Raw genomic sequence first — 19,957 nt, forward strand, 5'->3', positions numbered from 1 at the left:
TACCTACTTTTATGTAACAAATACTCAAATTAATCATCACTAAAACCTACTTACCACCGATAAACTTTAAGAATCCAGAAAATCATGCTGCTCAAATCTCTGTTTATTTCTTTCTATTTAACTTTGCTGCATGTTGCATTGGGTTATTCGGTTTACCAGTTATGGAATGATGGTTTCACCAGTTTATGGTCAGGACTATTCATTGCGTCAATTCCCGGTGTTCTTGTATTTGACACACTACTATTGGCTCAACCAGTAGCAAGAACCTCTCCTCATTTAACCTGGGCTACCTTGCTTAAGTTGATCGGCTTTTTACTGGTTGTATTTAACAATATGATCATTAACTTTCCTGAAATTAAGGTCATCGAATTACCCAGCCTGTTACTAGCTGCAGGGAGCTTTTTTGGTTGGCTGCTTTATGACTACTGGTTTTCAAAATATAGCCATCGAGAAACCGATTTATTAATCCCGGGAAAGCCGCTTCCCGAACTGACTTTATCAGATATTAATAATCAGCCTTTTGAATCAAAAAATCTGCAAGGAAGTCCCGTGCTGTACCTTTTTTATCGCGGAAACTGGTGTCCGCTTTGTATGGCACAGATCAGAGAGATAGCGAATGAATACCAACAGTTGATGGAACGCGGGTTAAAAATAGTATTGATTAGTCCCCAGTCGCAGGCGAAAACTCAAAAGTTAGCCAAAAAGTTTAATTTATCTTTTATTTATGCTGTTGATAAAAACTGTCGAGTCGCTGATCGGCTCGGCATTTTGGCAAAACAGGGCTTGCCCATGGGAATGCAGTTATTAGGCTATGATTCAGACACGGTGATGCCAACCGTGATTATCACTGATGAAAACGGTGTTATCCTATTTGCAGACCTGACTGACAACTACCGCGTCCGACCTGAGCCGATGACTTTTCTGAAAATTTTGGACGGAAAACCTGTTTAATTAGCCTGAGGTTTGGATAAGGGAATTCAACCGAGCTGTTAATCGGTTGTTATTTCAATGCGTTAAAATTATTCCTTTTAAATTCATTCTCTCAATCGTGGCCAGTGTCACTATTTTTGTGGCTATCAAGGCAAGGCTGTGAAGCAATACAAGCTATTGAAAGCAGGCTTAACGCAGAGAGCTGCAAAATAGGGACGCTGGTGAATTTCCTTATCCGAATCTCAGGTTAATTAGCCTATTATTTGCGCTTATATCGGTTAATGATGAAATTATCCACAGATTTATTCATTTTAGCGACCTCAAGCCATAGGATCGCCTAAACAGGGTTGATATAATTCGGCCTTTAATCTGGGTATTGCTGGAGCAAGGTTTTGTCTGATATAAGGTCAACAAATAAGGGGATTGAGGGTGCACCACAAACCTTCCAGGGTTTGATTATGGCACTACAGGAATTCTGGTCCGAACAGGGCTGCGTTATCGTGCAACCTTTGGATCTGGAAGTCGGCGCGGGCACATTTCACCCATCCACTTTTTTGCGTGCGATAGGTCCTGAGCCATGGAACTCAGCTTATGTACAACCTTGTCGACGACCCACTGACGGCCGCTATGGCGAAAATCCTAATCGTCTACAGCACTATTACCAATACCAGGTCATCTTAAAGCCGTCTCCTAAAAATATTCAGGACCTGTATCTTCAATCACTTAATATTCTGGGGATTGATACCTTAGAGCATGATGTCCGCTTTGTTGAAGACAACTGGGAATCACCCACATTAGGTGCCTGGGGCCTGGGTTGGGAAGTTTGGTTAAACGGAATGGAAGTGACCCAGTTTACCTATTTTCAGCAGGTCGGCGGACTAGAATGTAAACCGGTCACCGGCGAAATCACCTATGGCCTGGAGAGAATTGCCATGTACCTTCAGGGTGTTGACAGTATTTTTGATCTGATCTGGACTGTCGGCCCACAAGGCCCAGTCACTTATCGTGATGTTTTCCATCAAAATGAAGTTGAAATGTCTGCCTACAATTTTGAGCACGCTGACGTGGATTACTTGTTTGGTTATTTTGATTATTGTGAATCTCAAAGCCAGCAGTTGGTAGAAAAAGGATTGCCACTCCCAGCTTATGAAATGGTCCTTAAAGCCTCCCATGCATTTAACCTGCTAGATGCAAGACATGCCATTTCTGTCACGGAAAGACAGCGATTTATCTTAAGAGTCAGAGCCTTGTCTAGAGCAGTGGCTCAAGCTTATTACGATTCTCGCGAAGCGCTTGGATTTCCGATTTGTCAGCAGGAGAAACAATAATGAACAAACAAGATTTCCTTTTTGAATTAGGCTGCGAAGAATTACCACCAAAAGCACTCACCAAACTAGCCAAGTCTTTACATGACAGCGTGGCTAGCGCGTTTGAGTCATTACAACTTTCCTTTGTTGCCAGTGAATGGTTTGCGACACCGAGACGATTGGCTATTCGTTTCACTGAGTTAGATTCGGCACAAGAAGATAAGCAGGTTGAACGATTAGGCCCAGCCGTGGCCGCAGCTTTTGATAATGATGGCAATCCGAAACCGGCTGCGACAGGTTTTGCTAAATCCTGCGGTGTGGAAGTTTCAGCACTGAGCCGCAAGCAAACCGATAAAGGCGAGCGCCTGGCTTTTGTGGCTGACGTTAAAGGCCAACAAACCAGCGAGTTAATCCAGGATATTCTGCAAAAAGCCGTGTCTCAGCTGCCGGTGCCTAAAGCCATGCGCTGGGGTAACTCAACTAGTCAATTTAGTCGGCCTGTACATTGGGTTTTAGCGATTCTGGGTGAGGAAGTTTTACCGGTCGAACTATTCGAAATAAAAGCCGGCAACCTCAGCTTTGGACACAGATTCCATGCGCCACAAAGCATTGCAATCAACAATGCAACCGATTATGAGTCCAAATTATTGGATGCCAGAGTTGTGAGTTGTTTTGAAGCCCGAAAAGCGCAAATTCGCATTCAAGTTGAAAACGCAGCAAAGAAAATTAACGCGACAGCAGTTGTTGATGAAGACTTATTAGAAGAAGTCACCGCACTGGTGGAATGGCCGGTGGCGTTGGTGGGCAAATTTGACCAGGAGTTTTTAACGGTTCCCGCTGAAGCACTTATCTCTTCAATGGCTGAGCACCAGAAATATTTCCACTTGATCGATAACGATGGCAAATTACTCCCCAACTTCATCACCATCTCCAATATTGAGAGCAGTCAACCTGAGTCTGTGATTGAAGGCAATGAAAAAGTCATTCGTCCTCGTTTAGCCGATGCCAAATTCTTTTACGACAACGATTGTAAAAAGAAACTGGAAGATTATATCGATAAATTGAAAACTGTTGTCTTCCAAAATAAGCTGGGTACTTTGTATGACAAGAGCCAAAGAATATCATCATTATCAAAAGTAATTGCTCACTCACTTGGTGCTGATCAAGCAACAGCGACCCGCGCAGCCGAAATTTGTAAGTGTGATTTAATGACCGATATGGTTTATGAATTTCCTGATCTGCAAGGCATTATGGGACGTTATTACGCAACCAATGATGGCGAAAATTCTGAAGTTGCGGCAGCCATGGATGAAATCTATATGCCTCGGTTTGCTGGAGATGAGTTACCGCAAACAACAACGGGTCTGATTCTCGCGTTGGCTGAACGACTAGATACGCTGGTCGGAATTTTCGGCATCGGACAATTACCAACGGGCGCCAAAGATCCCTTTGCACTAAGGCGCGCTTCGCTTGGTGTGTTAAGACTGATTACCGAAAAATCTGTTACGCTGGATTTAGTGGAATTAATCGATGCATCGATTAACACTTTCGACGACGGGCTCCTTAATGCTGAGACCAAATCGAATTTGTTGGAATTTTTCGCGGCAAGAACGACAGCGATGTATCAGGAGAAGGGGATTAACACGCAAGTCATTAATTCTGTTCAAGAACTCAATGTGACTCAGCCGTTGGATTTTTACAATCGAATAAAAGCCGTTGATTTGTTCAACAAAACCCCAGAAAGTGCGGATTTGGCCGAAGCGAATAAGCGGGTTAAGAACATTCTGGAAAAATCTGATTTTGACCCTGCGGCTGTCAATATTGACACACAATTGTTTGAAGCAGAGGAAACTGCGCTTTACCAGACAATCAATGAGGTTGCAGAGTTTGTTAACTCTCAGGTTCAAGCAGGACATTATCAACAAGCGCTGGATAAATTAGCGGGCTTAAAAGAAGTTGTGAATAACTTTTTTGACAACGTCATGGTCAATGTCGACGACCCGCAAATACGTAATAATCGACTCGCGCTAATCGCCCAATTGAGAAATTTATTTTTGGGTATTGCAGATATCTCCTTATTACAAAAGTAGGCAGCGTTAATAACTCGTAACCTATTGAGTTGGAATGAGAAATCATTTTGATTTCTCATTTTTCCAGCTGAAATTTTTCTATCTAAACCTTACGCTTGATGCTAATTAAGCGAAGAGCGAGACAAACTTAATTCTCAGTTTTAACAATATGACCCAAACAACCAAATTGATTATTCTTGACCGCGACGGCGTGATTAATCTCGACTCTGACGACTACATTAAAAGTCCCGAAGAGTGGATAGCCATTCAATCGAGTCTCAAGGCGGTCGCAATACTGAATAGGGCAGGTTATAAAGTCGGCGTCGCGACTAATCAGTCAGGAATTTCCCGCGGTTACTTCGATGAAGTCACCCTGGCGATGATGCATAAAAAAATGGAAATGGAGCTCGCTCGTGTTGGCGCTCATATTGATGCACTAGAATATTGCTCTGATCACCCAGATCAACCTGGACCCAATAGAAAACCTAATCCAGGAATGCCCAACAAATTAATAGAAATGTTTGAAGCAAACCCGGCGCAAACCTGGTTTGTCGGTGATTCGCTCTCAGACATAAAGTGCGCTATTAACGCGGGTTGTAAACCAGTGTTGGTGTTAACCGGTAAAGGACAAAGAACGCTCGAAAAAGGCGGGCTACCCCAAAACTTGCCAATTTACGATAACTTAAAAAGCTTTGTCGACGAAAATATTGCGATAGATTGACGGCTTCGTCGAACGCAAAATAATCTGAATTCGGGTTAAGAAATTTATCAGGCCAGACGTGCCCCGTTAGCTACTTCGGAATCAGGCACCGCCAATACTACCGCTCCGTCCTGCTGAAAAAAACCAGTCACTAAACATTCCGACATAAACGGGCCAATTTGCTTGGGCGGAAAATTAACCACCGCGACAACCTGTTTACCCAACAAAGACTGCTTCGAATAAAGATCAGTAATTTGTGCGCTGGATTTTTTAATACCAATCTCATTGCCAAAGTCGACTTTCAGTTTAAAAGCGGGTTTTCGCGCCTGTGGAAAATCTTCAACTTCTACGATAGTTCCGACCCTGATTTGGACTTTTTCAAAATCACTCCAGGTGATGCTCTCCATCATCCATTCCCCTGTTTTATCTGGCGAGCACTAGCTAACCATTAAATTAGTAACTACTTACTTCTTACCTAAGCTCTCATAATAAGCAGCAATGTTTTTAATGTCCGCGTCAGACAAGGACATCGACTGAGCTATCATTGTTGGGTCGATTCTTTTTTTTGCTTTGAAATCCCTGAGCTGTTTTTCGGTGTAAGCGGCTTTTTGTCCTTTTAAATTTGGATAAGTCGGGATAAAACTGATGCCATCTGGACCATGGCAACCAATGCAAACTGCGGCTCGTTTTTTTCCTGCTTCAATATCTGCAGCCGTCGCGGCAGTAGACGCAAAAGAAATAATAAACAGAGAAATCAAAAATTGGAGTTTCATGATTAATGAGTCCTTAGGATCTTTTCATTTATTTTTTAAGTCGGTGATTTTCAGTTGGCTATTCTAACGCACACTTAACTGAGAAATACTGATCTTTGTTCGAGAATTTGAACGATTTGTCGATGATCGAATTTTATACAACCACGAAGTCGTCGGCAACCGGCTATTTATCGGAGCGAAACAAAGATCGACGGAAAGGTATAACTTGAATTCGAAACAGGTAATAACTAACCTGAACTCGGGATAAGAACAGCCAGAAAACGTTTAGATTTTAAGACATTACTAACATATCGTTAAAGACAGGCAGTAAAAGACTTGTTCTGGATGGTTGGCCTTATTCAGGTTAACTAGCCAGTCTATGACCGGCTAGTCGTTTTAGTTATGCTGCAGGCGGATAGACTTGATCAAGATGCATCTTAAGATCTTCAAATGGTGTTGATTGCGTAGCACCACCTTGATCTTCGTAATCAATAGAAATCATATGCAGCGCCTCACCATCAGGTTGAACATGGGTATCTATTTTTATCGCCTTTGCTTTGAATCGGCCATAGTCACTTGGAGGAAACGGTGTATTAATATAAAGCTCACGTTCTCCGTGACCCATCCAGTTGGTATAAATTTTGAAACCTTGTCGACCGGTCATGTGGTCAAATGTCGCTCGTTGATAGAGCTTCATTGATAAGCCTTTATTGTCAACTTTTAACCAGGCTGTGTCAGCGACTGGATTAGCAGATACATCAAATAAAGCGCCTTCAGCTTCAAGGGTTAAAAAACCATGGGTAAATCCAGTGTTGTTGAGAAAACTCTGGTTTTCAACAACCATAATCCGGGTTCGAAGCTGCGCATTCGGCTCCAGTTGACTCGGTACTTCAACTTCCACTAAAACCTGTTTGTAAACCCAGGCTCCGTTGACTAAACCACGGTAAATGTTCCCATCTTTTTTAAAGTTACTAACAATCAGGTTGGATGCGTTCTGAAAAACAAACTCAACGCGACTAATGGAAACTTCTGGTGAAAACTCAGACTCAACAGCTGTCACTTTAATCAAATTCAAGTTATTTAAATCCAGTCCTGGAAATGCAGGATTATATTGATGAGTGGGCTGCTGTATCTCATATTTCAATACACCTGCCTGAACAAATTGCGTCACGACAACCAAAGCCAGCGCACACAAAACCTTATAAAACTTTTGCATTTATATTCTCCTTAATAATGAAATTGAATTAACTCTTTACTCATAACAACCTTGTAAAGAGCGCTGTATTTTATAACCAAATGAAATTAATAAACACCTTTTATAGAACATAAATGCGACATAATGATTAAATTCAATAACATTTTCTATAGTAGTCTCAGGTGGCCAGTAAACTTGCAGAATGCCAATTGAACGCCTAAATTTTTGGTACTGAGATCGGCGGTATTCACAAACAAATTTGATTAATGCCGAAACACTTCAAGCGGCATTTGGGCGTAATTTGAACACAAAATATCTTTAACCCAACAATGTAGATTTTTGGAATAAGTATGCGAGCGATAATTAAAACCCCGCGAGAATGTTCGCTAGATGAAATTTCACTTTTTGAAAAGTTAGTTCTAGAGGGCGGTGAAGTTCAGGCGCAAGGTTTGAGAAAACGAATTGAACAGGCCTACAAACTTATTTTTATTGAACTCGATAATCAGTGTGTCGCAGTAGGCGCGTTGAAACGCCCAAATATCAATTATAAGAACAAGGTATTCTTAAAGTCAGGCGAGCCTGACGCAGCAAAAGACTACCTTTATGAACTTGGCTATCTTTACACTTTGTCGGAATCAAGGGGAAAGGGGATCGGGAGTTTTTTAATGAAGTCTGTTATCAATGCTCTCGATGGCAATAGCTGTTTTGCGACAACTCGAGAAGATAACCTCATTATGCATCACCTTTTTAAAAAAACGTCTTTCGCCAGGTTAGGTAAAGCATACCAAAGTAACAATGGAAATTATCAGCTTGGGTTATTTACAAAAAAATCATAACCTTCAACGCAGAAAAGTTAATAGTTAGTGCGCATAATGTCGCTAACCGAATTTTTTAACTCAATGTTAGCCTTCAAGTTAGTGGTAATGGAGTAAAACGGCGCTTGATACAAAGCTCCTGCTAGTCGTTTCTGTTGATTCTTATTGTCGATATAAATTAAGTCGTTGCCGTTATCTTTTGCCGGACAGTAAAAACCATTTTGAGTAAAGCGGATATTAAAACTAAAGCGGTTGATTATCGGTGCACATAAATTGGTGTAATTCCTCGTTTCGCCCGATAAATTCATTTTCATAGTTTGGTCAATAAAAATGGTACTTGTACCATTTGAAATAGCGAACGCCCAATTTTCATCGAGTAACTGAGTAGAGTTAGTGTCTAAATTATAATGGTGAATTAGCCATTTTTCATTTTGAAAAACGCTATAAGTAATTTCGTTATTCGAATACCAACTAGCAGTATAACTTCGAGAAGTCGGTAATATTTCTTGCTCGATTTCACCAGATTCACGATCCAGAACCATTAAACCGAGCGAACTATTTGCCAATAGTTTTTTGTCATCAAAAGACCAGTCTAAACTATAAAACATTCTTCCATCATTGATGCTATCAAAAACACTTAAAGTTTGGCTTTCTCTTAAATAAAGCCAAACTTGACTATACCCGGAGCGCTTTGAAATGAAAGCAATGTATTTTTCATCATGGGATATTGCGGGGATATAATCCATGACAGCCGAGTTAATATTGACAGGAATATCAGCGTCCAAGGTAATGTCGCGGTTAAATAGATACGAGGTAAACAGGAAATCTTTATTATTGTTAACTCGCTTTGGTGAAGATATTCTTCTCGTGTCTGAAAGTAGCGTTTGGGTTGTGCCGTCTTTTATATTCGTTTGAATCAGTTGATAAGACGGATGTATACCGGGATGTACAATAGTATCAGGCTCGTGCCCCCAAATTACGCTGTCTATCCGATAATCCAGGTCGACCAGCTTTTGATAAGTTTGCTTCGCCACATTAAGAGAAAATACTGTCGATTTGCCGATACGTGACTCATTCAACAGCAATAATTCATCTTTTTCAGAATCGTAATCTAAAGAATGGTTACCTCTTCCAATTGCAACGGGTTGAGCGAGCCGTATTTTACTAGAATTCTTGATATCTAATTCATAGGCCATATAAGGCGAAAACGTTGTCTTTCTTTCTGTGAAATACAGTTTTTCCTGGTCTACTGAAAAAGCAAAATGTGAATAGCTCTCCAGAGGGCAAGAATAAATCGCCTTCGGCGGGCCAGGTTGCGCATCATTAAAGTTGACCAGGTGAAACTCACAGGTTGTTTTGTTTTTATACAAATAAACCAACTGGCTGTCATCCAGACTCCAACTTGGGTTTGCCCCATTGCCATCGAGTCGGCTAATTCTGATTGACTGGCTAGTGGGTGTTGGCCTATACATAATTTCATTGTAACCATTTTCACCCCATGCTGTATAAACTAGCTGCCGGTTGTCATGGGCCAGTTCAGCGCCAAACTCAATATCAGAAAAACGCGTTAAAGGCGAGACTTTAGGAGAGTTATAGGTCGTTTGAGTATCCTTGAGATAATATTGATAGGAAAAAAAGAAGCTGACAGCTATCATCAGGATTAAGGTTAAAAGGACTTTATTAACACCATGGCCAGTAGCCTTTGAGTTATCTGGCTCAGTGCTATCGGCGGTGCTTTCTAGCTTTTCATCGATAAGAACGCATTCGGCAATAAATCGATACCCGACCTTGGGAACAGTCACAATATAGCGCTTTACTTTTTCAGAATCATTGAGCGCTTTTCTTAATTGAACAATGATGCGATTTATCGCATTTTCAGAAACAACCTGGTTAGGCCATACAGCCTCCATAAGCTCATCACGACTGATATTTTTGCCTGTATTTTGCACAAAGTAATGCAACACAGCGGAAGGTTTTGGCTCTAATAGTATTGAATTTTGGGCATTCTCGAGTTCATTTGACTGATCATCAAAATAATAGCTACCTACTTTCCAGCGCATAAAAACTTTCCGATAACTTGTGATTATTTATAGCAAATCATAAAAAATCACTTTTACTCACAAAACAACAACGACTAATTTTCACTTAAGTAACAGTATTCTTCGGACATTAATTTCGAGGAATATAAAATGCGGATAAAAATTAACAACTGTGTGCAATCAATTTTAAAAGTACTGTTTCTGTTAATGCTCCAAACGCTAACACCGACTAACGCGAAGGCAGAAAACAAAGTATTGTTTGTGCTGTCAGGTCATCATAGCGGGTACTGGTTGCCGGAAGTCATTAGACCATACAAAGATTTAGCTGACAACGGATACCAGGTTGAGTTTGCCAGTCCTCAAGGAGCAGCGGGACATCCAAAGGCGGAATCGCAACTATCACCAGAATTAAAAACCGTCTACCGCCAAATTGAAGAAAAGATATCCACACCTAAATCGTTAAAGAGCATTAATAGTGACGAATATGAAGCGATCTATTTTCCTGGTGGTGCTGGGCCGGTTTTTGATTTAGCTGGTCATCCCGAGGTCAGTCGACTGGTTAACGCATTTCATCAGGAAAACAAAATTATAGCCGCGCTATGTCATGGGCCCGCCGCATTAACCTATGTGAAGTTGAAAAATGGGAAAAGGCTTATTGCCGGTTTAAGAACCACGGGAAAATCAAATGCTGAAGAGCCTCGTTGGGCAGAAGACTGGTATCCGTTTTTGATCGAAGATAAATTTAAGGAATTGGGTAGTAAGTACTCTTCAGGCAAACCTAAACAAGCCTATATTGTCTATGACTTTCCCTTATTAACTGGGCAAAATCCGCAGTCGACAGCCTTACTTTCACAAAAATTAGTCAGCTTACTTAGAAATAATACGGAGTTAAAATAATGGGATTACTAAGAATATTTTTGCTACTTAGCACGACTCTTTTTTGCGGTATTCCATTTTCTACACACGCCGAGTCGTTGACCGACAGGCAGGCAATCACCGATACCATGGATAATTTTTATCACTGGGATCATAAAGGCGGCGCAGACTTTGCGAAACGAAGCCTGGCGGAGAGTGTTCGTTATAATCGGATTAGTAAGGAAGGTGAGCATATTTCTTATTCGGTGGATTTTGCCTATAAAGGTAAGGGAGTGAACGCTTACATCCCATATATCGTTGAACTTGATATTTATGGGAATATGGCGGTTGTCAAATCAGTACACCATTATGATGAAAAAAGAAGCTACCTTAAGGCATTTGTATTACATAAACTGGCTCAGGGTTGGAGAATAACCAATGTCTCGTGGGGAAAAATCACCCCAGAGAAATAGGGCAAAATAGAAATAAGATTGTTTATTTAGATGAATGAATCGAGGGTCAAGGTTTGTTGATATCGCTATCAACATGATTAGTTACTGCTCAACTGACCTGACCCGACGATTCGTTTCAATAGTGAATGGGCGGTTTACCCTGGTGAAACAAAGTTTTGAACATTCTCCGGTAGCCAGATTTCCGCAACACAACCATCCTGCGATGAACGATTATATAAATTTAGCGAACCTTTGTGTGCTTCAGCAATTTCTCGACTCAGTACAAGTCCAATTCCAGAGCCGTTATCCTTCGTGGTATAAAAGGGAACGAATAAATTATCATGGTTGGCGATGCCGGGCCCACTATCAGAGACCTGGATAACAACTCCCTCATATTTACGTTTTGCTGACACAACCACTTTATCGTCCTTCTCACCGGCTTCAATGCCATTTTTAATTAAGTTGATAACAGCAGCCTGTAGTTGATCCTGATCGCCATTTAGTTTGATATTTTCATGTTTTTCAAGTTTGACTTCATCAGGATACAAAGCAGTCACTTTATCCAGAAAATCGTGTAAAAAGAATCCTTCAAAATTCGGCGCAGGTAACTTGGCAATACTTGCATACGCGGAGATGAAACGCTGCAAAGACTCCCCTCCTTCCAAAATCATTTTTAGGCCTTTGCGTAGATTTCCCAGCTGATCATCTGCCGGCTTTTTATCGAGTTGCAGTAATAAAGTCTCCGCAAGTGAAGAAATCGAAGTCAACGAATTATTAAGCTCATGGCCAATAACTCTAACCATGCGGCTCCAGGCATTTCTTTCTTCCAACCTAAGTGCCCGACTAATATCACTGATAACTAATAGGCGGTATTTGCTTCCAGAACTAACGAGAATTTTAGATTTTATTTCCCACCGCCCACCTTGTGTTGGAAAATGATGTTCGACAATTGCACCGGAAGGAAGCTTCAGAAAGCTTTCAATTTTAAGTTGCTCAACGCTTAAACCAATAATTTGACGACGCTTCTGATTAAATAGCCTCGCGGCATAGTGGTTTGAATTTTGAACGGCTAAACGCTCATCAATAACTACAACAGGAATATCGATTTGTTCAATTAATTTATCGAGAGTAATACTCGATTCAACCGAATCGATTTGATTCTGTTGTAAGTTTTCTGCCAACAAATTAAGTTCTCTGCTTAATTCCTGGGAAGATCCCGCTTTATTGGTCAAATTTATTCTCAAACTAAAATCTTTGTTTCTTATTCCCTCAACTAAATTTGCTAACGTCAGTAAATGCTTATTAACATTTCGATAAATATAAAACATGCCTATTAAGCCGCTCAAAAGCACCAGTAGGCAGATAGTGATAACGAGTAAAAAGGAATAATCGCCGAAAAATAGTAACAGGAAAATAATTATTGTCGAAGGCAACAGTGCCACACACACAGCAATGGCTAACTGTTTTTCTAAACTTTTTCTTTTGTTCGTCATATCATTACATTAACTCTAAAAAAGTATTTTGATTTATGCGTGGTTTTATCTCGGTTTTAATAACGGTGGAAGCAAAGTTAACTATCTTCACTATTTATTATATTTCAGAGTTGGTCTGTATTTGATATTTTTCCATTCGACGATACAAGGCGGCTCTTGAAACACCCAATGATTCAGCTGCAGCGAGAATATTGCCAGAAAACTTCGCTATCGCATTTTTGATCAGTAAAATTTCGGCTTGTTCAAAAGTCATGTCTTCCAGGTTTTCACGACGAGTATATTTTTGCAGCCCTAAATCATTGATGCCTATCACTTGACTTGATGCCATTAACATTGCTCGCTCCATTGTATGTTCAAGCTCTCGAACATTGCCATACCAGGGAAAGTCGATTAATGATTGCATGGCTTTTTTGTCGACAACAATACCTTCTCGTCGATATTTTCGCTGGTACTTATTGATAAAAAAGTCTACCAACAAGGGAATGTCTTCTTTGCGTTCTCGTAACGGCGGGATATGAATAGTGATGGTGTTTAACCGATAAAAAAGATCCTGTCTAAAATTCCCTTTGTTAATTTCTTCTTCAAAGTTGACATTACTGGCGGAAATAATACGAACATCTACACAGCGAGTATGAGACGAACCTAATACTTCGAATTCACCAGATTCAAGTATTCTTAATAACTTTCCTTGTAATGCTTTAGGAATATTGGCAATTTCATCGAGAAATAAAGTACCTTCATCAGCCATTTCAAACCGGCCTATGCGTTTTTCTTTCGCATCAGTATAAGCGCCTTTAGCATGTCCAAATAGTTCGCTTTCAAATAATGACTCGGCAATAGCCCCCATATTCACTTTAACTAAAGGTCTGTCACTTCGATGGGAAAGCCTATGAATTGACTTTGCAATATGACTTTTTCCGACGCCACTCTCACCCGTCAAAAGAATGTTAGCGTCACTTGCCGAGGTACGCTGAATTAACTTCATAACAGGCTGCATCACTTTCGATTGAACAATCAGATCAGGTATTGATTCCGGTTCACAGACGAGAGCATTTAATCTTTGATTGGCTCTACGCTCACGCGCCAGTGAAAGTTGATTATTAATTACACTTAACAGTCGGTTAATCTTCCAGGGTTTTTCAATGAAATCACTGGCACCAGCTTTAATTGCTTCGACACTCAACTCGATGCTGGCCCAGGCAGTCATTAAAACGATGGGAATAGTTTCATCAATTTCTCGAATTCGTTTGAGTAATAAAAGTCCTTCTTGTCCTGATGTCGTATCCTGAGTGTAATTCATATCTAACAATGCCAGGTCAAAATAACTCGTTCGACAATGTTCAATGATTTCATCAAGTGCTTTAACCGCAGTTACCTGAAAACCTTCGCCTTCTAACAAAATGGTGAGCGTGTCCAGAATATGCTCCTGGTCGTCCGCGATTAATATATGAGATTGGCGCTTAGCTTTCATAAAGTAAACAGTGATCGAATATCAAATTATTTTAATAGCAGTCTAACACAAGCCATTGACGTGTATTAATAATAGCAACGAATGGCTTGGTTTAAGCAATTATAATTAGGGTATCTTGACCTATATTACTCACAATGAAGCGCTTCTTGTGGATGAATTTTGGTGGCTTTTTTGGCAGGCGTCCAAGCAGCGATAATTCCCACTAAAACTAATGTAGCCGGGACCGACAGATATATGGTTGGCTCCCACACACTAACTCCATAAAGTATTTTTGACATTATGGTTCCCAGAAAACCAACAAGGATCAAACCTAAAACAGCACCAGCAATTACTGGGCGCGAACTTTCCCATAAAATCCATCGCAAAATAGTTTTAGGACGGGCCCCCAATGCCATGCGAATACCAATTTCATTGGTTCGCTGGTTCACCATATTGTCGCTAATACCATACACGCCGATACTAGCTAAAAACAACGCTAAGCTCGCAAAAATGGCAAGAATACTCAGCATCAACTTTTCCGCAGCAATGGAATCCACGGTTAAACGATGTAATGAACTAATGTTCGTCATAGGCGCAGTAATGTCTACTGAAGTAGCGGTATTTGCGAGTAGTCTGGGCAAGATTTTGGTTTGTTGAGAATCTACTTGAACAATAAAACTCATACCACTATAGACCCTTTGTGCGAAGGGTAAATAAAACTCAGGCTTAATTTCCGAACTTAATGCACGATGTTTAACATTTTCTACGACACCAACTATATGGTGAGTTCCCCCCATCCAGCTTGGAAGAACAAGCTCTCTTCCAATTATCGATTTTTCTTGCCATAAACGTTCGGCCAGGGCTCGATTAATAATAACAACCTTAGATGAATTTGCGGTATCTCGTTCATCAAACTCGCGGCCGTCTATAATAGGAATTTGCAGGGTTGAAAAATAATTTCCGGTAATTGATCGAGTTGCAGCTTGCGGCTCTTCACCGGGCAAAGATTCAGACATGCCGGTATAGCTGTAATTCACATCATAGTCTATTCCCGTCGGCATCATCGGTAGCGAAGTTGTCGCCGCGACAGCTTTTACTCCAGGCAATTTCTCAATTTCATTAATTAAACTACGCCAATGTAAATATTCTTTTCGCTTACTGCCAAATTGTTCGGGCAGCCAAACGTGTCCTGCGATGATATTGTCTGATTTAAACCCGGGTGGTTGTTGCAGTAGTGAAATATAATTTTGGAGTAAAAGTCCTGTTGCTATCAACAGTATAACAGCAACGCAAACTTCTATCGCGACAAGCGAACGACGAATACGATTACTCTTTTTATCTCCTGTCATTTTACGACCGGCTGATTTTAAAACCAGGGCTAATTTCTTAGGGTGTACGAGGGAAAAGGCAGGAACCAGCGTAGTTAATACGCCAGCAATCACGATTAGTGAGACGATAACCATGACGGCTTCAACATCCATAGCTAACTCATGAATCCTGGGTAAATCTGCTGGCGAAAGATGTTTCACTAGCTTTAATCCCCAAGCAGCAAGAAGTAAACCTAAAGCCCCGCCGGCGAATGACAACATTAAATTCTCTACCAGCAACTGTTTAACCAGGCGAACGCGAGTAGCACCAACAGATACTCGTATAGCAAGTTCCTGTATTCGATTTCCAAATTGAGCGAAACTTAAATTAACCACATTCAATACTGCAATCAAAAATACAGCTAAAACTGACAGCATCAACAATACGAGCGCGGGCTTATAATTTTTAGTTAACGACTCCACCATTGAAGTTAACTTTAAACGCCATACCTCAGATTTTTCTTGCCGAACTTGATTCAAAACTTGATTGTATGGAGTGAGCTGCTGGCTAGCAGTCTCCTGATTAACATCCGATTTAAGTCGCGCTATTAAACCACCCGGCCTATCAAGGGTTTCAAGCAGATTCCAAACTTGAATATTTAAATCACCTGTCGAATTAAATCCAGGTGGCATAACGCCAATAATTGTATGTGGCTTTAGATCGAGTAAAATGGAACGACCTAAAATTGTCTCTGATTGCTGAAACTCATCACGCCATAAGTCGTAACTAATTAAAACATTATTTTTTCCTTTATCATCGATAGTATGCCATCTACCCTTAATGGGTTGCACGCCTAGCGCTCGAAAATAATCTTCGCTAACACGGAGGTTGTACAAAGGTTTGCTTGAATTGTTTTCAGTTAAGGTTGTTTGATCATATGCCCAAAAGGCAATGGATTCGAACACACCATCAACTTTAGTCATTTGATGAAAAATATTAAGATTGAAAGATGTACTTTTTTTCGATTTGGTTTTATTTTCAATCGACAATATCATCAATTGTTCAGATTCCGGCATCGGCAAAGGTTTGTAAAGAATACTATTGACTAAGGTAAACATAGTCGCAGTAACACTGATCCCAAGTGCCAAAGTTAGCAATGCGATTAGTGAGTATATGGGACGTGACGTTAAAGTTCGAAAACTAAAGCTTATGTCTTTCATTAACCTTCTCATAATGCCTCCTAAGCAACGATCAACTTATCGGCACTTTCTGTGCGAATGTTTTCATCGACTAGTCGACCATCGAAAATTCTCACATTACGATCGCTTCTGTCGGCATATCGAGGATCGTGAGTGACCATACAAATAGTTGTCCCTTGAGAGTGCAATTCAGTTAACAGATTCATTACCGCCTCACCATTTTTAGAATCAAGATTTCCAGTGGGTTCATCTGCCAATAAAAGTGAAGGCTCTGAAACTAAAGCTCGAGCGATTGCCACTCTTTGTTGCTGTCCGCCGGATAGCTGCCCTGGGTAGTGACGCTTACGATGAGTCATACCCACTCTGTCGAGCGCGTTTTCAACTTTTGTTTTAACTTCATCTTTTTTAATCCCATCTCTATAAGATAAAGGCAGCTCAACGTTTTCATAAACAGATAGATCACCAATAAGATTGAACGATTGAAAGATAAATCCAATTTCTGTACTTCTGAGTTGTGCCCGTTGATCCATATTCAGTTTTTCTGTGGTGATATTTTTTAATTTAAATTGCCCACTTGTCGGCTCATCTAATAAACCAATAATCGATAACAAAGTAGATTTTCCGCAACCTGATGGACCAGACACGGAAAGAAACTCTCCTTGATGAATATCCAGGTTGATATTAGATAGCGCATGCGTTTCCAATTCTTCTGTACGTAAGATTTTGCCAACGCCACGGAGACTAATCAGCGGTTCATTATGCTGACCACCTGGTGAAGAACTGGAATTCGATAGTTCGCTATTATTCGATTGGTTCGTTGGCATCAAGACTACCTCTTGTTTTCTATATTTGATTGTTCATCGCCTCTTCAATGTGGCGAACGAAATGACTAAATTATTCGGATACTGCTAATTTATTTGAATACTATTGTGCTGCCTAAATTCTGTCGTATCAGAGAGAACAACCTTTTCCCCAAGCTGCAAACCGTTTAAAATTTCTATTTGACTCACAGAGGCACTACCAAAACTCACCAGGCTTTTTCTAGCGACCAATGTTGAGGGGTCCACAATGTAAAGCAATGACTCACTATTTGCACTGACACCGGCAGGCCGATCAATAAAAAGTGTATCGGCAATTTTTTCTACCAATATTGTTCCAGTGACACTCAAATCGGGCCTAACGCTATTAGATAGTTGCGAATTAAATTCAACATCAACTTGAACATTTCCCTTGTCTACTCTGGGATCAATTCGAATAACTTTTCCATTTAGCAGCTCATTCCTGGTATCGATAATAACCACCAAATCTAAACTGAGTTTTTCAGCATGCACTTCCTGTACTTGTAATTCAGCGATCAATTCTTGCGGATTTGCAACTCGTGCGACGCTGGTACCCACCTGAATTTGTTGTCCAAGCTCTATCGGAATTTGTTGAACGACGCCATCGAAGCCTGCACGCACTTCTAATGCCTCAACTTGAGCGCGCATCCTTTCTACTTGATTGCGAAACATCCACACCTTGGCTTCTTCTGCGGCTAATCGCGCTTTTGCGACTTCAGCTCTTCGTTTTTGTCTTTCGCTTCTTATTCTTAACATTAATTGACTTTGGCGTGCACGTAGCTTCGAGTTTTCAAAATCAATGGCTGAAATAATATTTTTTTCGGCAAGGGGCTTTTGCGCTTTTTCGTTCATCAATGCCAATTCAACTTCCATTTTCGCCTCGGCGACCAACATTTCATATTCCAGATTTTTTTCTTCAATCTCGGCTTTTAACGCCAGAAATTGCGCTTCGGCCGCATTGTATTCCCACTCGGCTTGCTTATAGTCTTGTTCCAATTCTGGATTACGTAATTTGATTAAAATGCTATCGCCGGAGACTCGAGCGCCCGGTTTAACCAATACCCGTTCGACAATTCCAGCAGAGGCAGTGGAAATCCATCGATTGTCTGCGGCAACTAAATTTCCAACACCTCGAATTTCATGGCTAAATTCGCCCCGCTTAACTTCCCCTACCCAAACTTTTTCATTTTCGACAGAGGGTAAAGCTGACTCGATAGTGAACGAGAGTACCGTCATGGCAACTAGCGCAATGGCGATAACGCAATATATTGGTTTCACTCTTTTAAAAAACGCGCTTTGATTTCGGCGAATCGGAATATCCATAAAAGCTCTTAAGGTACTCGATATAAATGCAACCCTTCAATTTTAGGCGCACATCCAGTTATAAATATCCATTACTTAGCAGCTAATATGCCAGGATCACGTTCAACCATAACTCATTGTATCTAAAGGGAATTATTTTTTTGTGAGGGTTAGGCGGACAAGAGATTTACGAAAATGAACACTGTTTTTTAAAATCGAACACGAATCGTCAGTTCATATAAACAAGACTCTGGTTCACAATTTTGAACCACTCTCGTTACTGCTACAAAATCCAGAAAAAATCCGACAGCCAGAAGATATTCTTATAAATCAAATAGTTAAAAAAAAGGACATTTTCCGGTTAAATTTTTCATAACCTCTCCCTGGACGTTAAATCTGTCACAACAACCGGCAAATTGCTCTTTGATTTCAAGTGTTTGGTTCCACTCCCACAAAAGATATGTTATAACATATCTAAAAATTATTATTTTAGCGAAAACTCAAATAATAAAAGAAAACTTTAAATTCTTGTTTGCCTTTGTGAAGTGGCCGACGTCAAACAGAGAATGATAAAAAAAGAACCGGAATTTTATTTTTAACAGGTAATTTATGTTCAGGGGAAACGCATGAAAGTTCTGCGTGCATTATCAACGATGAATATTATGAGTATGCGTTCGACTTTGGCAATGACGCTACTTTCACTATTCACTCACCTGGTGACGGCATCAACGGTAGTATCTCAATAAATTGGTATTTGTAGGGCATATCGCAGCCCCTCCTTTAGCGCGGCTTTAAGCCGCGCACTTTTTTATAAAATATATCATGAAAAAAACACTCTTCATCATATCAATCTACTCCGAGGCATGATTATCATTTTTGTACAGCAATATTTGTTTTTCTCGCAGACTTGTCTGCAGCGATAATAGAAAATCGTTTTAGCGATAGTCGAGACTTCGCGATAAATATCATTAAACGAGGCGTCATTCTGATCATTCTCGAGTTTACTATTGTTTCCTGGTCATGGAGCTTCAATCCTAACCGCCAAACGCAGATTAGGAAAAAAGTATTCAAGAATCCAGACTAACGCTCAATTGATTTTTATGCTATGTTATAACGTAACCTATGGACTGGAGTTAATTCGAAGCTTTTGTCACTAATCCTTAAAATGTCGATATGACATTAGACTCAAATTTAACAAAGCTTTTCTCCCTATTTGATACAACATACCATTATTTTTCAAGCGCTAATAATT

16 protein-coding genes are annotated in these 19,957 nt (G+C 40.4%); 7 read left to right on the forward strand and 9 right to left on the reverse strand.

Annotated features, from left to right (window positions below):
• Positions 1-84 precede the first annotated feature (84 nt).
• The 4 genes from FLL46_RS08480 to gmhB all read left to right on the forward strand — a co-directional run bounded on the left by FLL46_RS08480 (position 85) and on the right by gmhB (position 5,027).
• Positions 85-951: a peroxiredoxin family protein gene (locus FLL46_RS08480; RefSeq protein ID WP_142893055.1), complete on the forward strand. Its 867-nt coding sequence runs from the start codon at positions 85-87 to the stop codon at positions 949-951.
• Positions 952-1,322: 371 nt separating this feature from the next.
• Complete coding sequence (gene glyQ, locus FLL46_RS08485; protein WP_425456722.1) at positions 1,323-2,258, forward strand: glycine--tRNA ligase subunit alpha; 936 nt, start codon at positions 1,323-1,325, stop codon at positions 2,256-2,258.
• Positions 2,258-4,327, forward strand: a complete 2,070-nt coding sequence (gene glyS / locus FLL46_RS08490) for a glycine--tRNA ligase subunit beta (RefSeq protein WP_142893056.1) — start codon at positions 2,258-2,260, stop codon at positions 4,325-4,327. The genes glyQ and glyS overlap by 1 nt, the downstream gene beginning before the upstream one ends.
• 148 nt (positions 4,328-4,475) lie before the next feature.
• Entirely contained in the window at positions 4,476-5,027 is a 552-nt protein-coding gene (gene gmhB / locus FLL46_RS08495; RefSeq protein WP_142893057.1) for a D-glycero-beta-D-manno-heptose 1,7-bisphosphate 7-phosphatase, read from the forward strand.
• A gap of 47 nt (positions 5,028-5,074) precedes the next feature.
• Here gmhB and FLL46_RS08500 read toward each other — a convergent pair whose 3' ends face one another.
• The 3 genes from FLL46_RS08500 to FLL46_RS08510 form a co-directional block, all read right to left on the reverse strand.
• Complete coding sequence (locus FLL46_RS08500) at positions 5,075-5,416, reverse strand: tRNA-binding protein (RefSeq protein WP_342779781.1); 342 nt, start codon at positions 5,414-5,416, stop codon at positions 5,075-5,077.
• A gap of 54 nt (positions 5,417-5,470) precedes the next feature.
• A complete protein-coding gene (locus FLL46_RS08505; protein ID WP_142893058.1) occupies positions 5,471-5,779 on the reverse strand; it encodes a c-type cytochrome in 309 nt (102 codons plus the stop codon).
• Between the two features lie 379 nt (positions 5,780-6,158).
• The gene (locus tag FLL46_RS08510) at positions 6,159-6,974 is read right to left on the reverse strand and encodes a hypothetical protein (RefSeq protein WP_142893059.1); all 816 of its coding nucleotides are present in this window, start codon (positions 6,972-6,974) and stop codon (positions 6,159-6,161) included.
• Between the two features lie 329 nt (positions 6,975-7,303).
• Here FLL46_RS08510 and FLL46_RS08515 point away from each other — a divergent pair, with 329 nt between their 5' ends.
• Entirely contained in the window at positions 7,304-7,789 is a 486-nt protein-coding gene (locus FLL46_RS08515) for a GNAT family N-acetyltransferase (protein ID WP_210418633.1), read from the forward strand.
• A gap of 17 nt (positions 7,790-7,806) precedes the next feature.
• Here FLL46_RS08515 and FLL46_RS08520 read toward each other — a convergent pair whose 3' ends face one another.
• Positions 7,807-9,828 carry a winged helix-turn-helix domain-containing protein gene (locus FLL46_RS08520; protein ID WP_142893061.1) on the reverse strand — a complete coding sequence of 674 codons (2,022 nt, stop codon included), beginning with the start codon at positions 9,826-9,828 and terminating at the stop codon, positions 7,807-7,809.
• A gap of 129 nt (positions 9,829-9,957) precedes the next feature.
• On the opposite strand from FLL46_RS08520, the gene FLL46_RS08525 reads away from it, so the two are divergent.
• On the forward strand, positions 9,958-10,704 hold the full coding sequence (locus FLL46_RS08525; RefSeq protein ID WP_142893062.1) for a type 1 glutamine amidotransferase domain-containing protein: 747 nt from the start codon (positions 9,958-9,960) through the stop codon (positions 10,702-10,704).
• On the forward strand, positions 10,704-11,135 hold the full coding sequence (locus tag FLL46_RS08530) for a hypothetical protein (RefSeq protein ID WP_142893063.1): 432 nt from the start codon (positions 10,704-10,706) through the stop codon (positions 11,133-11,135). Before FLL46_RS08525 ends, FLL46_RS08530 begins: the two co-directional genes overlap by 1 nt.
• Positions 11,136-11,269: 134 nt before the next feature.
• Here FLL46_RS08530 and FLL46_RS08535 read toward each other — a convergent pair whose 3' ends face one another.
• The 5 genes from FLL46_RS08535 to FLL46_RS08555 form a co-directional block, all read right to left on the reverse strand.
• Entirely contained in the window at positions 11,270-12,607 is a 1,338-nt protein-coding gene (locus FLL46_RS08535) for a sensor histidine kinase (RefSeq protein ID WP_142893064.1), read from the reverse strand.
• Positions 12,608-12,704: 97 nt separating this feature from the next.
• Complete coding sequence (locus FLL46_RS08540) at positions 12,705-14,078, reverse strand: sigma-54-dependent transcriptional regulator (protein ID WP_142893065.1); 1,374 nt, start codon at positions 14,076-14,078, stop codon at positions 12,705-12,707.
• Positions 14,079-14,203: 125 nt separating this feature from the next.
• A complete protein-coding gene (locus tag FLL46_RS08545; protein WP_142893066.1) occupies positions 14,204-16,597 on the reverse strand; it encodes an ABC transporter permease in 2,394 nt (797 codons plus the stop codon).
• Positions 16,598-16,605: 8 nt separating this feature from the next.
• A complete protein-coding gene (locus tag FLL46_RS08550) occupies positions 16,606-17,388 on the reverse strand; it encodes an ABC transporter ATP-binding protein (protein ID WP_142893067.1) in 783 nt (260 codons plus the stop codon).
• 84 nt (positions 17,389-17,472) lie between these two features.
• The gene (locus FLL46_RS08555; protein WP_142893068.1) at positions 17,473-18,726 is read right to left on the reverse strand and encodes an efflux RND transporter periplasmic adaptor subunit; all 1,254 of its coding nucleotides are present in this window, start codon (positions 18,724-18,726) and stop codon (positions 17,473-17,475) included.
• Positions 18,727-19,957 lie beyond the last annotated feature (1,231 nt).

The organism is Aliikangiella coralliicola, from assembly GCF_007004725.1.
In the GTDB taxonomy this organism is placed as follows: Bacteria; Pseudomonadota; Gammaproteobacteria; order Enterobacterales; family Kangiellaceae; genus Aliikangiella; species Aliikangiella coralliicola.